Genomic DNA, 14,132 nt, shown 5'->3' with positions numbered 1-14,132 from the left:
CTGCTGTCATCGCCCGGTGGCGCTGCGCTTACCGGGCCTACGAGGTATGAGCCTGTGAGAGGACCCCGCAGGCGGGTAAGGCGCAGCCGCCACCCGGCAATAGGACGGGCATGGTGCCTGAAAGCGTGCCCGGCGGCGCCCCTTTATTCCTGATGGCGGGTGATGTTGAGGATCTTCGCGCTGGCGCCGACCGGGAAGTTGCTGAGGGCGCCGAAGTCGCTGCCCTGATAGCCCATGATCTTGCCGTCGGTGCGCATTTGCTGAAGATCGATCAGGATCACCCCCAGCGTCGGAATGATTTTCTCGCGCCAGACAAACAGATAGAGATCCTCCGCCACCAGCACATAGTGGCAGCGGTCGACATCCGCCAGCCCCTTTTCCACGCCGTCCAGACACTGCCAGGTGTAAAAATTATCGTTGAGATAGATGTGCTCATAGCGCTCGGTCGGGCTGTAGGTGTACTGATTGCGCATGCCGACCAGCGCAGGAGTAAAGCCCGGCAGCGGCCCCGGCTGCGCATCCAGGCGGGCGAAGACAAAGCGCGCTTCTACCGCGGTCAGCGGCAGGCCTCGCTCCACCCGGCTGAAGGCGTCCAGCCGCGCGGCGGCTTCGTCCGGCAGCTGGCCATAGACCAGGGTAGCGTTGCGCTGCGTCAGGTTACATACCGCGCTGATGCTGGCGTTATCCCGCTCCGGGTCAAGGAAGTCGATAAACAGAATATCCGGGCGCAGGGCGGTCGCCCGCCAGGGGGCGCGCGTGCCGTTCCAGCTTAGCGTCTGCTCATCTTCGATGATCAGCTGCTGCGGCTCGCTCCCGGCGACATAAAAGGTAAAGCGCTCGCCTGCGGGCAGGCTGGCGGTGGCGAGTACATTACCGTGTGGCGCAAAACCATCGGCCAGCGCGCCGACCTGGATAAATACGGCTTCTGAAGTCATAGGGGCTCCTGAACAGAGTAGGGCGTTAGGCAAACGCCAGAGTGGGAACATCGACGATACTGGCGCCGCCGTCGGCGACCAGCGTAGCGCCGCTGATGATGGCGGCCTGCGGCGAACAGAGAAACTGACAGACCTCGGCTATCTCCTCGGGGCTGGCGGGTCGGCGCAGCGGAACGTCGCGACAGACCCGCTGATACGCCTCAGTCAGCGACAACCCTTCCGCCTGCATCAGCGGGAGCATCTCTTCATCCGCCATCGGCGTGGTGACCCAGCCGGGGCAGACGGCGTTGGCGCGCACCCCCTGCGGGCCGTAATCGCGGGCGACGGAGCGCATCAGGCCGATTAAGGCGTGTTTGGCGGTGACGTAGCCGCAGGCCTGCGGACCGGCGGCCAGCGAGGCGATGGAGGCGACAAACAGCACGTTGCCGCGGCGGGCAATCAGCGAGGGCAGGCAGGCGCGAACGCTGGCGAAGGCGCTGGTGAGATTGCCGTCCAGCGCCTCGCGCCACTGGCGGTCGCTGGTATCGGCGGCGGGGCTGTTGCCCATCCCGCCGGCGCTGCAGATGAGGACATCAATACCGCCGGCCTGGTCGAGAATGGCCGGCAGCAGCCGCTGGCGCCACGCCTCGCCGTCGGCGGCATCGCCCATCAGCGCCGTGGCGCCGGTCTCATCGGCGACCGCCCGCAATGGCGCCTCGCGCCGTCCGGTAATAAACACCCGGTCGCCCGCGGCGCGCATCAGCCGCGCGCAGGCGGCGCCAATTCCGGTTCCGCCGCCGGTGATCACCACGACTCTCGCCATTCGCTCTCTCCTGTAATGGGGTTTCCGGTTACCTTAAAAAGCGCGCCAGCTCCCGGCTATCGCCCGGAAGAACGATAGCCGGGTCGGTTAATGGAGCTCGCTCACCGGGATCGCCTGCGGCGCCGGAACCGGCTTCATGGTGGCGGGGTCGACCGCCAGATAGCGTCCGGTCTTGCTGTCGATGCCGACGTAATCGATCATTTTGCCCTGCGCCCGGGTGACCATGGTGCGTCTGGCGAACGCCTCGTAGGCTTCGCTCATCGCTTTGACCCGATCGGGGTGTTGGGCCGCGACGTCATGAGTTTCCAGCGGATCGTCGTGCAGATTAAACAGCTGCCACGGCGCGTCGCCGGCGGTGAAGCCCCGCGGCACCAGCCGCCGCAACTTCCATTCGCCATCGACCCACGCCGCCTGATGATGCAGCTCGACGCCGTAGTTTCCGCGCGGCGGCTGCTGCACTTCGCCGGTGAGATAGCGCTTAAAGCTGACGCCGATCATCGGCAACACCGGCTTCTTCGCCAGCGATTTGTTCGGGTCGATACCGGCGAATTCATACAGGGTCGGCGCCACGTCATACACCGCCATCGTCGAGGCGTCGATTTTACCGTGGCGGGTAATCCCGGGGCCGGCGATCATAAAGTCGGTGTTAATGCCGCCCTGAGCGCTGGTGGTTTTGTGATAGTTGGCGTAAGGGGCGTTGCTGACGTTGGCCCAGTGCGGGCCGTAGGAGACAAACGAGCCTTTGCGGCCAACGTTGTCATAGCTGTTGTCAAACTGCTTCCAGAATTCCGGGGTGGATTCGTAGTAGAAGCCCTGCGCCGGGTTGGCGCCGTTGTCGGTTAAGAACACCAGCAGGGTGTTTTTATCGCGACCGGTTTGCTTCAGCGTTTCCATCAGGGTGCCGATCTGCGCGTCCATATTGGCGATCATCGCCGCGTAGACCTGCATCACTTTCGCGGTATATTTCTGCTGCTCCGGGGTCAGCGCGTCCCACTCTTTATCCAGCTCAAGGTGCGGGAGCGGGGTGTTGTCATGGATAATCCCCAGCGCTTTCAGGCGGGCGATACGCTGGCGATAGACCTCGGCGTAGCCCTGCTCATACTGGCCTTTGAAGCGCTTGATCCATTCGTCAGGCGCCTGCAGCGGGTCGTGCGGGGCGGTAAAGGCCAGCCAGGCGAAGACCGGTTGTTCCTGCGGCGTGTCTTTAATCCAGCTGTTCATCTGCCGGGCGTAGGCCTCGCTGGAGTAGAAATCGTCCGGCAGGGAGACGCGCTCGCCGTCGCGGGTGTAGTAGGTGTGAAACGCTTCAACGGTACCCAGCGGAATAGCGTCGTTAAAATGGCTGGTGCCGCCGCCCATAAAGGCGAAAGCGTGGTTAAAGCCGCGGTCCTTCGGCGTGGCGCCGGGAACAAAACCAAGGTGCCACTTGCCGGCCATCAGAGTGTTATACCCCGCGTCTTTAAAGCGCTCGGCCATGGTGGTGACGCGGTCGGTCAGCCGCAGCTCGTAGCCCTCCTTGCCAATAGTGCTGTCATACCACCACATGCCGCCCATCCCGGCCTGCTGGTTGCTGTTGCCGGTGAGCAGCATGGAGCGCGCCGGGGCCGACATCGGCGAGGTGTAATACTGGCTCATGCGCATCCCCTGCTCGGCCATCGCCTGCAGGTTGGGGGTGGGGATCTCGCCGCCGAAGGGGCTAATGTCCGAGTAGCCCATATCATCGGCGATAATGACGATGACGTTCGGACGCTCCTGCTGCGCGGCGTGCGCGCCGCCGGCGAGGATGACACTGACCGCCGCGGCCATGGCTGTTTTATTCACAACGGATTCTCCTGTTTCAAAGGGATAGCTTCAGAGCAACGGGCTACGCCGGATGCGCGGCCCCGACAAACGCGGCCCGCCAGGCTTGCAGTCCTTGAAGGTCGCGGGAAAAGGGGCGCACGGGCGCAAGAATTTCGCTAAAGAAGCGGTAGTAGCCGCCGCAGAGGCGGTTGTTGCCCGCGGCGTTGAGATGCGCCGGACAGCCGCCCTGGCAGACCATTTTGACCGCGCAGGTCTGGCATTCGCGGCGCAGGCTTTTCTGCTGACCGAAAGGCAGTTGCACCGAGGCGTCGACCGCGGCGGCGAGCGTCTGCTCATCGAGGCGGCCCAGCCGATGTTCGGCGTTGATCAGATGATCGCAGGCGTAGAGCTCTCCGTCGGGCTCCATCACCAGATTGCTGCCGCAGCGGGCGCTGTGCACGCAGCTGCCGCTGGTGTGGGTGAAGTACTGCGCCCACGCCTGCTCGATATTGATGACGAACACCCGCCCCTTGTCGCAGCGCTTCTGCCACTGCCGCCAGATGCCGACCATAAAACGCCCCCAGTTATCGGCGCTCAGCTGATAGCCCTCGCGCAGCGCTGCGCCTTCGCTCATCAGCGGCTGAAACTGCAGATAGCGCGCGCCGAGGCTGACCACCCGGTCATAAATCGCCGCCGCGTGCGCCGCCATCTCGTTATGCACCACCACCAGCAGGTTAAACTCCACCTGATGCTGGTGGAGAAGGTCGATGCCGCGCAGCGCCGCCGGCCAGGTGGCCCGGCCGCGTTTATCCGGACGATGCTGGTCCTGTAGCGCTTCGCTGCCTTCGAGGCTCAAGCCGATAATAAAGCGATGCTCGCGAAACAGCCGGCACCAGGCGTCGTTGATCAGCGTGCCGTTGGTCTGCAGGCTGTTGCTGATGGTGACGCCGTCGGGGGCATAACGTGCCTGCAGGGCGAGCGCTTTTTTGTAGAAGCTCAGGCCAGCCAGCAGCGGCTCACCACCCTGCCAGACAAAGTTGATTTCCCGCGCGCCGGCGGGCTGGGCGGCGATATAGCGGCGGATAAACTGCTCCAGCCGCGCCTCGTCCATCTTGTTGACCGGCGTTTCATCCTGTGGGTAATAGCAGTAGCGGCAGGCGAGATTGCAGGCGGGGCCAATCGGCTTCATCAGAATATGAAACGGCACCGGCGAGCGCGGCTCAGCGGCCAGCGGAATTTGCTGCTGGCGCAGGGCGGCGATATTCAGCATCGGCTTATCCTCGGTTAATGACCGGCGCTGTTGATATTATTTTGGCAACAGCGGGTCAGGCGTAATCACATGATTAAGCCGCGGCGAAAATTAATTGCATCCTGTTAGAGGTATAAGTGAAAAAAAACAGAAATCCATCGTTCTTAAGGATGAGAGAGACGCGTCCGGGATAGGGTTTTTTTATCACCAGGGGCCTGTCCGCCGGGTGTTAATCTTTTTTGTTTATGTTTTAACGCCGCTATCGTAAAGCATGGCGGGTGTGTTTTTTAAATGCTTTATATAACAATGGATTGCTGAAAATTTTGTAACGGCTATCACACTGTTAATATGTTAATGATTGTGTTACTTAAATGTGAAATGTATGCTTCAATAATCGGTAGTCATTCATGTGTCATGTACCAGCACCTCGACGGGGAGGCCCTATCATGTCTGCTTTGTTAAAAGCCAGCCGTAATGATGCGATAATAGCCCGTTGTTTACAGACTATTTCCCAGTTAATTCCACTGTCTTCGGCGGTATTTTATCGAGTAAATAATCGGTTAAAACCCGAAAACTATATATTGCATAATATTTCTGATAATACGCACCAACAATATCTGGAAAACTTCCAGCCGCTGGATCCGTTGCTGCCGTCGCGCTTTAGCCACCAGAACACCACCATGGCGGCGATGACGCCGCGGCTCTGCGACCGCAACCGGCATTATTATCATGAATTTATGTTGCCGAATAATGTGCGCGACATGACCGAGATCTTTATTCGCCGCGAGCGGCGGATCGTCGCCGGTATCTCGCTGATGCGCGACGTGCCTTTCTCCAGCGAAGAGCGTCATCGGGCCCAGGCGGTGCTGCCGCTGGTGGAGCTGGCGATCCGCGACTGCCTGCAGGACGAAGATGACCTGCCCGCCATCCTGACGGCCAAAGAGCGGGAAATCGTCGGCATGGTGCGCGAAGGGGCCAGCAATAAGCTGATTGCCCGCCGGCTGGATATCTCGCTCTCGACGGTGAAAACGCACCTGCGCAATATTTTCGCCAAGACCGAAGTGGTCAATCGTACTGAACTCGTTTCCCGAACCTGGATGCCGGCCGCTCAGCGTACGCTGCATCTGTGATCTGACTATCGCATCCCGCGCGCGCCGTGGCAGCACGGCGTTTTCCTGATGCCTGTGGGTATCACTCCCTGGAGACCCCTCCGGGGGGAGGCTTTTTTGACCGGAGCACGCCCTACGATGTCGAGTACCCCTCTCACTGAACATGCGCTTTCCCGGCCCGCCGGGCTGGTCGTGTCCCTGCGTTTGCTGGCGGCGATTGTGATTTTCGCCGCTATTGCGCCGGGTATTCTGATGACCGCGCCGGCGGTGGCGGCGCAGCTGGCCAGCGAATGGCAGCTAAAACCCGGCCAGATCGGCTGGTTGTTCTCGGCGGAACTGGGGGCGATGAGCCTGGCGACGCTGCCGGCGTGGTGGTGGATGAGTCGCCTCGACTGGCGGCGGGTCGCCCTGACGGCCGGGGTCGTGTTTCTGACAGCCAATCTCGCCTCGGCGGCGGTGACCCAGTATGAGACGCTGCTGGCGGTGCGCTTTCTCGCCTCGCTGGCGGGCGGCACGCTGATGATTCTGTGCATCAGCTGCGCGGCGGGAACCTCGAACCCGTCGCGAGTCTATGCCTTCTGGGTGCTTGGGCAACTGCTGCTGGGGATGCTTGGCCTGCTGGTGCTGCCCGGGCTGTTTGCCAGCTTTGGCCTCAAGGTGGTCTATCTGATCCTCGCCGCCATTATGCTCTGCTGCCTGCCGCTGGTGTCGGCTTTCCCGCCGCGCTTTCAACCGTTGTCCGTCTCGCGCCAGCAGCCGCCGACGGCGCTGTGGCGTCAGGCGCTGGCGGTCCTCGCGGTGCTGACCTTCTATATCAGCCTTAGCGCGGTGTGGACTTTTATCGGCACCCTCGGCGCGGCGGCGGGCCTGAGCCCGACGCAGGTCGGCCTGGTGCTGGCGGCGGCGACGGTGTGCGGCATTATCGGCGCGGGGGGCGCGGCCCTGCGCGGCACCCGGCGGGCCGATCGTTTGCCGGTGTGGCTGGGCTACGGCCTGCTGATCGTCAGCGTCGGGCTGCTGATCGGCCAGCCGCTGCTGGCGCGCTACGCCATCGCGGCGCTGCTGTTTAAGTTCACCTGGACCTTCGTGCTGCCCTTTATTCTCGCCCGCGTCGCCGGGCTCGATAACAACGGCCGGCTGATGAACAGCATTAATCTGGTGATCGGCGGCGGCATGGCGGCCGGTCCGGCATTAGCCGGGGCTTTACTGCAGCATTTTGCCAGCGCCGATCCGCTGCTGCTGGCGGCAGGGGGCTGCGCGCTGCTGTCACTGATTTTGATTGCGGCGGCGTCGGCCGCCGGCAAAGGCTTAGCCAACGGGAGGATAGAGTGAAAAGAAAAACCGGTTTCTTCTTTGATGAACGTTGTTTCTGGCACAGTACCGGTCTGCACGCGGTGACGCTGCCGGTGGGCGGGTGGGTGCAACCGCCTGCCGGCGGCGGTCATGCCGAATCGCCGGAGACCAAACGGCGGATGAAAAACCTGATGGACGTCTCCGGGCTGACGCCGCAGCTGGCGCTGCGCAGCGCGGCGCCGGCAAGCCTTGCGGACCTGCGGCGGATCCATCCCGACAGCTATCTTGAGCGCTTCAAGGCGATAAGCGATAACGGCGGCGGCATGCTGGGCAAGGAGGCGCCGTTGGGGCCGGGCAGTTATGAAATCGCCTGTCTCTCCGCCGGACTGGCCTGCGCGGCGGTGGAAGCGGTGCTGAAGGGCGAGCTGGATAATGCCTATTCGCTGTCGCGACCGCCCGGACACCACTGCCTGCCGGACCAGTCGATGGGCTTCTGTTTCCTCGCCAATATTCCGATTGCCGTCGAGCGGGCGAAAGCGCTGCTGGGGCTCGGCAAGGTGGCGATCATTGACTGGGACGTTCATCACGGCAACGGCACCCAGCATATCTACCTGCAGCGCGACGACGTGCTGACCATCTCCTTGCATCAGGACGGTTGCTTCCCACCCGGTTATGCCGGTGAGGACGATCGCGGCGCTGGCGCGGGCGAAGGTTACAACATCAATATTCCGCTGCTGGCCGGGGCGGGGGACGATAGCTGGCGCTATGCGCTGGAAACCATCGTTATTCCGGCGCTGGCGCGTTTTGAGCCGGAGCTGATTATTATCGCCTGCGGCTATGATGCCAACGCCATGGACCCGCTGGCGCGGATGCAGCTGCACAGCGACAGCTTCCGGGCGATGACCGGGCTGGTGCAGCAGGCGGCGGATCGTCTGTGCGGCGGGAAACTGGTGATGGTGCACGAGGGCGGCTACGCCGAATCCTACGTGCCGTTCTGCGGCCTGGCGGTGATGGAAGCCCTGAGCGGCATTCGCACCGCGGTCCAGGATCCGCTGCTGGACTTTATTCAGCAGCAGCAGCCGCGGGCGGAGTTTGCGCAGTTCCAGAGGCAGGCCATCGATCGGCTGGCGCAACGGTTTGGCCTGCAGTAAACCGGCTCAGCTTCCCCGCTGTGATGGCGGGGAAGAAAATGCTTTCTCATCTACGATTTCACCGCGCATCCACTGACTGACTGCCTGATCGATCATCGCCAGCACGCTGAGCAGCAGCATCCGCTGCTGCGCTTCCAGCCGCAGATAGCGGCGCAGCGGCGGCATTTTACAGACCACTTCGCTGGCGGCCCAGGGTTCAATACTGCAGCGCCAGCCGTTACCGTCAAAGGTCAACGAAAAGCGGCGGTAGTCCAGCTCGCTTAGGGTCTGCTGGAGATTAGGAAACCCGTTGAGATAGCCGGCGAGTTCCTCGCTGCCTTTGCCGCCGATAAAGCGGATCGGCTGGCGTTTCCACCAGCCGGATTGATGGGCGCGAATGTGACCGCGCACGGGCCGGGTGACCGGCCCTGCGACGACAAATTCGCAGCTGTGAATGCTGGCCATAAACAGCCGCTTCTGACGCACGCTGAAGGTGACGGCGGTGGCGTCGTTCAATCGCAGCAGCGCGCTGCGCTCGCTCAGCTTTTCGCAGGGCCAGCCGGCCAGATCGCGCTGCACCGCGTTCATTAACGGCGTCTCAAACCAGGGGACGGAGGACATCTGGCGTCATCTCCCCGCGGGTCTGTTTTTCGTAGTTGCTGATGGCGCGGTCGACCACCTCTTCCACCACCAGCGGCTTGAACGGATTGACGCGCTGTACGCACACCGTCCAGAACAGGGCGTAGGCGGCGGTCAGGCCGAGCATAATGCCGAACGGCACCAGCACCTGGCGGCTGTCCATCCCCGGCGGGGTGATATTGACGATAGCGATGATAATTCCGACGCTGGAGATAATCTGCGGCAGCGGGAACCACGGCGAGCGGTAGGCGCGCGGCAGGTCCGGGCGGCGAATGCGCAGCATCACCACCGACAGAGTAACCAGCAGATAGGCGACGCCCCAGGCGCAGACCGCGGCGAGGATCAGCGGCACAATGCGGTCCAGATCGCCGTTCAGATACCAGGCGTGCAGGCAGGGGATCGCCACCCCGATGGCGATGGCGATCACCGGCGTTTTAAAGCGCGGATGCAGCCAGGTCAGGAAGCGGGGCAGCGCGCCGTCCAGCGCCATACCGTAAATAATGCGCGGTACCGCGGCCATCAGCGTATTGATGGTGGCGCAGCCCGCCAGCAGCAGCCCAACCCCCAGCCAGTACTGGCCGGCGTGGCCCATCACCCGCTCGGCGAAGGCCGGGATCGCCATCGGCGTATCCAGCAGATGGACGTTGTTGGCCGCGTCGAGCACGGTGTTCTCCACCTGGCGGTTGATCGCCGCCCCGTAGATAAACATGCAGCTGGCGACCCCCAGCAGGCCCAGCGCCATCGCTCGCGGAATGGTACGGTGAGCCTGTTTGATCTCCGGCGCCATCGGCGTCACCAGTTCGCAACCGACGAACATAAACATCGCCATGCCGATATAGCCGAACAGGCCATGGATATCGCTGACGTTCAGCGGCGTGCCGAACCAGCCGGAAAGGTGGGTGACCGGCGCCATAAAAATGCCGCACAGGCCGAAAATGGTCAGCGTGGTCCACATGCCGAAGGTCAGCACCACTTCGACCTTGCCGAAGATTTCCACGCCGATGGCGTTCAGCAGGCCGAAAACCACCACCATGCCGACGCCCACCATCCAGGTGTTCTGGTGAGCGGCCATCTGGGCGTTGATCGATTCGAAGTTCACCAGCGCCATAATGCCGGCCAGGATCGTCTCCGCCGTCCCGGCGAAAATATGCACGATCAGATAGGCGCATAGCGCGCCGGTGATGGCGAAGAAGCGTCCCATGCCGCAGGAGATATAGTCGTACACCGAACCGGTGGTAGGAATGAGCGTCGCCGCCTCGGCAAAGGTGGTGACCTGCGCCTGCATCATAATAAAGGCCAGCAGCACCGCCAGCGCGAAGGTATCACCGCCCATGCCGAAGCCGCTGGTGACCGTCAGGATCACCGGGCTGGCCATAATCAGCCCGACGGAGCTGGCGAGAGTGGTCGGGAAGCCGACGACCCCGCGCTCAAGATGGCTGGCAAGTCTGTTACTAAACATAGTCAACCTCTGCACAATAGTGGGGGAGGGCAGGGAATAGCCAGCGCCACTCCCGGATAGTCATAATTTAGGCGGGCATCCTGCTCAACGAATATCGTCCGGAAGGTGGAGGGCGGCGCATGATTCTGTGACGCCGTCGATGAATGTGAGGTTGGAAAAACAACATGACCCCGAAAACAGGGGCCATCCGTCTTGCTACATTGCGCCTGTTTCTGCCGGGTGGCGGCTGGCGCCTGACCCGGCCTGGCGACGGCATTCGTCCCCCCGGCCCGGGCAAGCGCAGTGCCGCCGGGCATGATCAGCGCATTAGCGCGTCTCGACGTTCGCCAGGTAGTGCTTCACAAAGCGCGGCGTCAGGATTTTCCACTCCACTTCGGTACCCTGTTTAACAAACCAGCTGTCGCCCGGCGCAAAGCGCTGCGGCTCGCCGCCGGCGACGGTCAGCTCCACTTCGCCTTCCAGCACGGTGGCGTGTTCGGTAAACGGATAGGTCATGGTAAAGCTCCCCTCAGTGGACGAAAACAGTCCGCAGGTAAAGGCATCCTGCGGCTCGCCGTAGATCATCGCCCCGGCCACCTGCGGGTCGCCGGCGGTCGGCGTCGCGCCGAGCAGGCTGACGCTGCCGATCGGCTGCAGGTCGGGCACCGGGTGTTTAAGTTTAAAAGCGTGCATAGCGTTCTCCTGGTTAACTCCGGCCTTTCCAGAAACCGGCGGTTTGATGCATCAGTTTTCCGGCTGTGACTAATAGCAAGCGCAGGCTGTCACGGCCGTGGATGGTCGCGTGGGGGATGCTGCTCAGCAGACGATAGCGGTCGGAACCGCCGTTGATCCCTTCGGCGAGGATTTTGCACACGATGTGCGACGGGGTGACGCCGAAGCCGGAGTACCCCTGGACGTAAAAGACGTTGTTGTGATCGCGTAGGGTACCGATCTGCGGGAACAGATTGGCGCTACAGGCCATCGGCCCGCCCCAGGCGAAATCGATCTTCACATCCTTCAAATAGGGGAAGACCTCCGCCAGCAGGGTGCGGTTCCAGGCGGCGAAATCGTTCGGCGTATACTCCACAAAACGGGTGGCGCTGCCGAACAGCAGGCGGTTTTCCCGGGTGACGCGGTAGTAGTTAATCACCGGGCGAATATCGCTGAAGGCGCCGCGCAGCGGGCTGATGCGCTCGATCAGTTCATCGGAGAGCGGCTCGGTCGATACCTGGTAGGAGTAGGTGACCAGCGTTTTGTTGTAGATCTCCGGCTCCATATTGTTGAGGAAGCTGTCGCAGGCCCACAGCAGTTTGGCGGCTTTGACGCTGCCCATCGCGGTCCGTACCCGCACCTGTTTGCCGTAATTCACCTCCACCACCGGCGAGGATTCGAAGATCTTCACCCCCAGCGAATGGGCGGCCTGCGCCGAGCCGAGGAGCATATTGAGCGAATGGATCTGCCCGCCGCCCATATGTTTCAGCGCGCCGCAGTAGACCTCGGAGCCGACCACCTGCTGCACCTCTTTCCCGGTATACAGTTCGATATCTTCATCCGGGGTGGCGGCCTTAAACTCTTTCTCCCACTGGCGCAGCGTTTTGAGCTGCCGCTGGTTATAGGCGAGGTAGCCGTAGCCGGGGACGAAATCGGCGTCGATGTTGTATTTGCGGATGCGCTCGCGAATGATGCCTGCGCCGAGGTTGGCGATTTTAAACAGCGTCTCCAGCCCCTCTTTGCCGACGTGCTTTTTTACCGCTTCGATATCGTGACCGATACCGGCCATCACCTGGCCGCCGTTGCGCCCGGTGCCGCCGTAGCCGAGATGGCGCGCTTCCAGCACCACCACGTTGGTGATGCCCTGTTCCGCCAGCTCAAGGGCGGTGTTAATGCCGGAGAAGCCGCCGCCGATAATCACCACGTCGGCTTCAATATCTTCCCGCAGCGCCGGAAAATGGAGGTGGTATTTCTTCGTCGCGCCGTAGTAGTTCAGCGCATCGATTTTGATGTTCATCGCGTTACCCTGTGGTCTTGCCTCGCTCAAGTTCCTCATCACAGCACGCCGCGCGGGCGTTGAATATCGTCCGGAAGAATGACGTTCTTTAGAACGATGGGCGGCGGCGGGAAGCCGTGCTGTGATGGGCCAACGTTGCTGAAAAAACGGGTACTGACGATGAGCGAGATAACCTTACTGGCGGAAGTGACCGCCTTTTTACGCCAGCCGCACGGGCAGTTTATCGCCGGTGAGCGAGAGGCGGGCCGCGGCGCGCCGTTTGCGGTGATCAACCCGGCCACCGGGCGGGCGATCGCCGAGGTCACCGCGGCGGATAGCGACCAGGCGGACCGCGCGGTAGAGAGCGCCCGCCAGGCGTTTAGTCAGTGGCGCGAAATGCCGACGCTGGCGCGCGGAACCTTGCTGCTGAAGCTGGCGGATGCCCTGGCTGAGCATCGCGAAGCGCTGGCGCAGCTGGAAAGTCTCTGCTCCGGTAAGACCATCACGCTGGCGCGCATGTTAGAGCTGGATCAATCGGTCGCGTTCCTGCGCTACTTCGCCGGCTGGGCGGGAAAAGTGACCGGCGAAACGCTGGATGTGTCGCTGCCGTCGATGGCCGGGGAGAAATATACCGCCTTCACCCGCCGCCAGCCGCTGGGGGTGGTGGTGGGCATCGTGCCGTGGAACTTCTCCATTATGATTGCCGTCTGGAAGCTGGCGGCGGCCCTGGTCTGCGGCTGCACCATCGTCCTCAAGCCGAGCGAGTATACGCCGCTGACGCTGCTGCGCGTGGCGGAGCTGGCGAAAGCGGTGGGTATTCCGGACGGGGTGATTAACGTGGTCAACGGCGCCGGCGGCGAGATTGCTCAGCGGCTGATTACTCATCCGGCCTGCGCCAAGGTGAGCTTCACCGGCTCGGTGGCTACCGGCGAGAAAGTCCAGCAGTCGGCTGGCGCTTTCGGTAAACGGGTCACCCTTGAGCTGGGGGGCAAAAACGCCGCGCTGTTTCTTGACGACCTGACGCCGGAGGCGATGGTCAACGGCATTCTTGAAGCCGGCTACCTGAACCAGGGGCAGATTTGCGCCGCCGCGGAGCGCTTTTATCTGCCGCAGGGCAAACTGGATGCGGTGCTGGCGCTGCTGAAAGAAAGACTCAGCGCCTTCGCGCCGGGATCGCCGCTGGATGAGCGCACGCTGATGGGGCCGCTGGCCAACCGCCAGCAGCATGAAAAAGTATTGCGGCTCATTCAGACCGCACGCGACGAGGGCGATACCATCGTCTGCGGCGGCGAAGCCCTGCCGGGGGAGGGCTATTTCCTGCAGCCGACGGCGGTCAAAGTGCGCAGTGAAGAGAGCACCCTGATGCGCGAGGAGACCTTCGGCCCGGTGTGCAGCTTTATCGGCTATCACAGTGAAGACGAGGCGCTGGCGCGGATGAATGCCTCGCCGTATGGCCTGGCGGCCAGCGTCTGGTCGGATAATATTCGCCTGGCGCTGCGCTACTCGGAGGCGATAGACGCCGGCATCGTGTGGGTCAATATGCATACCTTCCTCGACCCGGCGGTGCCGTTCGGCGGCATGAAGGGCTCGGGCATCGGTCGCGAATTCGGCAGCGCGTTTATCGATGACTACACGGAGCTGAAGTCGGTGATGGTGCGATATTAAGTTTTCCTGACCGGGATACAGGCGTCTGCGTAGGGCCGGTAAGCTCAGCGCCAGCGGGCAAAGAGAGCGGGTAGTCAGCCGCGTATGTGCCGGACGACGACGC

General features: G+C 62.4%; 12 protein-coding genes. 4 read left to right on the top strand and 8 right to left on the bottom strand.

What is annotated here, in order from left to right:
• Nucleotides 1-143: 143 nt before the first annotated feature.
• The 4 genes from ABLV04_RS18800 to ABLV04_RS18785 all read right to left on the bottom strand — a co-directional run bounded on the left by ABLV04_RS18800 (nucleotide 144) and on the right by ABLV04_RS18785 (nucleotide 4,789).
• Nucleotides 144-935, bottom strand: a complete 792-nt coding sequence (locus ABLV04_RS18800; RefSeq protein WP_348816044.1) for a MoaF C-terminal domain-containing protein — start codon at nucleotides 933-935, stop codon at nucleotides 144-146.
• Between the two features lie 25 nt (nucleotides 936-960).
• A complete protein-coding gene (locus ABLV04_RS18795) occupies nucleotides 961-1,737 on the bottom strand; it encodes an SDR family oxidoreductase (RefSeq protein ID WP_049013140.1) in 777 nt (258 codons plus the stop codon).
• Between the two features lie 87 nt (nucleotides 1,738-1,824).
• Nucleotides 1,825-3,558 (bottom strand): arylsulfatase, encoded by a 1,734-nt coding sequence (locus ABLV04_RS18790; protein ID WP_023288708.1) that lies wholly within the window; start codon nucleotides 3,556-3,558, stop codon nucleotides 1,825-1,827.
• A gap of 43 nt (nucleotides 3,559-3,601) precedes the next feature.
• The gene (locus ABLV04_RS18785) at nucleotides 3,602-4,789 is read right to left on the bottom strand and encodes an anaerobic sulfatase maturase (protein ID WP_060589575.1); all 1,188 of its coding nucleotides are present in this window, start codon (nucleotides 4,787-4,789) and stop codon (nucleotides 3,602-3,604) included.
• A gap of 425 nt (nucleotides 4,790-5,214) precedes the next feature.
• Between ABLV04_RS18785 and ABLV04_RS18780 the strand changes: the two genes are divergently transcribed.
• The 3 genes from ABLV04_RS18780 (at nucleotide 5,215) to ABLV04_RS18770 (ending at nucleotide 8,321) form a co-directional block, all read left to right on the top strand.
• Nucleotides 5,215-5,898 carry a LuxR family transcriptional regulator gene (locus ABLV04_RS18780; protein WP_032454931.1) on the top strand — a complete coding sequence of 228 codons (684 nt, stop codon included), beginning with the start codon at nucleotides 5,215-5,217 and terminating at the stop codon, nucleotides 5,896-5,898.
• 117 nt (nucleotides 5,899-6,015) lie between these two features.
• Complete coding sequence (locus ABLV04_RS18775; protein ID WP_348816041.1) at nucleotides 6,016-7,209, top strand: MFS transporter; 1,194 nt, start codon at nucleotides 6,016-6,018, stop codon at nucleotides 7,207-7,209.
• The gene (locus tag ABLV04_RS18770) at nucleotides 7,206-8,321 is read left to right on the top strand and encodes a class II histone deacetylase (RefSeq protein ID WP_048334288.1); all 1,116 of its coding nucleotides are present in this window, start codon (nucleotides 7,206-7,208) and stop codon (nucleotides 8,319-8,321) included. The genes ABLV04_RS18775 and ABLV04_RS18770 overlap by 4 nt, the downstream gene beginning before the upstream one ends.
• A gap of 6 nt (nucleotides 8,322-8,327) precedes the next feature.
• Here ABLV04_RS18770 and ABLV04_RS18765 read toward each other — a convergent pair whose 3' ends face one another.
• From ABLV04_RS18765 to ABLV04_RS18750, 4 genes are all read right to left on the bottom strand, one after another.
• Nucleotides 8,328-8,921: a DUF3156 family protein gene (locus ABLV04_RS18765; RefSeq protein WP_023288713.1), complete on the bottom strand. Its 594-nt coding sequence runs from the start codon at nucleotides 8,919-8,921 to the stop codon at nucleotides 8,328-8,330.
• The gene (locus ABLV04_RS18760; protein WP_032454960.1) at nucleotides 8,899-10,398 is read right to left on the bottom strand and encodes an APC family permease; all 1,500 of its coding nucleotides are present in this window, start codon (nucleotides 10,396-10,398) and stop codon (nucleotides 8,899-8,901) included. Before ABLV04_RS18760 ends, ABLV04_RS18765 begins: the two co-directional genes overlap by 23 nt.
• A 306-nt stretch (nucleotides 10,399-10,704) precedes the next feature.
• Complete coding sequence (locus ABLV04_RS18755) at nucleotides 10,705-11,070, bottom strand: cupin domain-containing protein (RefSeq protein WP_002892824.1); 366 nt, start codon at nucleotides 11,068-11,070, stop codon at nucleotides 10,705-10,707.
• 13 nt (nucleotides 11,071-11,083) lie between these two features.
• Nucleotides 11,084-12,385: an FAD-binding oxidoreductase gene (locus ABLV04_RS18750; RefSeq protein WP_023288715.1), complete on the bottom strand. Its 1,302-nt coding sequence runs from the start codon at nucleotides 12,383-12,385 to the stop codon at nucleotides 11,084-11,086.
• A 159-nt stretch (nucleotides 12,386-12,544) separates the two neighbouring features.
• Here ABLV04_RS18750 and ABLV04_RS18745 point away from each other — a divergent pair, with 159 nt between their 5' ends.
• Nucleotides 12,545-14,029, top strand: a complete 1,485-nt coding sequence (locus tag ABLV04_RS18745) for an aldehyde dehydrogenase family protein (protein WP_032454961.1) — start codon at nucleotides 12,545-12,547, stop codon at nucleotides 14,027-14,029.
• Nucleotides 14,030-14,132: the final 103 nt, after the last annotated feature.

Source organism: Klebsiella sp. JN_Kp127, from assembly GCF_040062505.1.
In the GTDB taxonomy this organism is placed as follows: Bacteria; Pseudomonadota; Gammaproteobacteria; order Enterobacterales; family Enterobacteriaceae; genus Klebsiella; species Klebsiella quasipneumoniae.
This window is presented reverse-complemented; position numbering and strand designations above follow the sequence as displayed.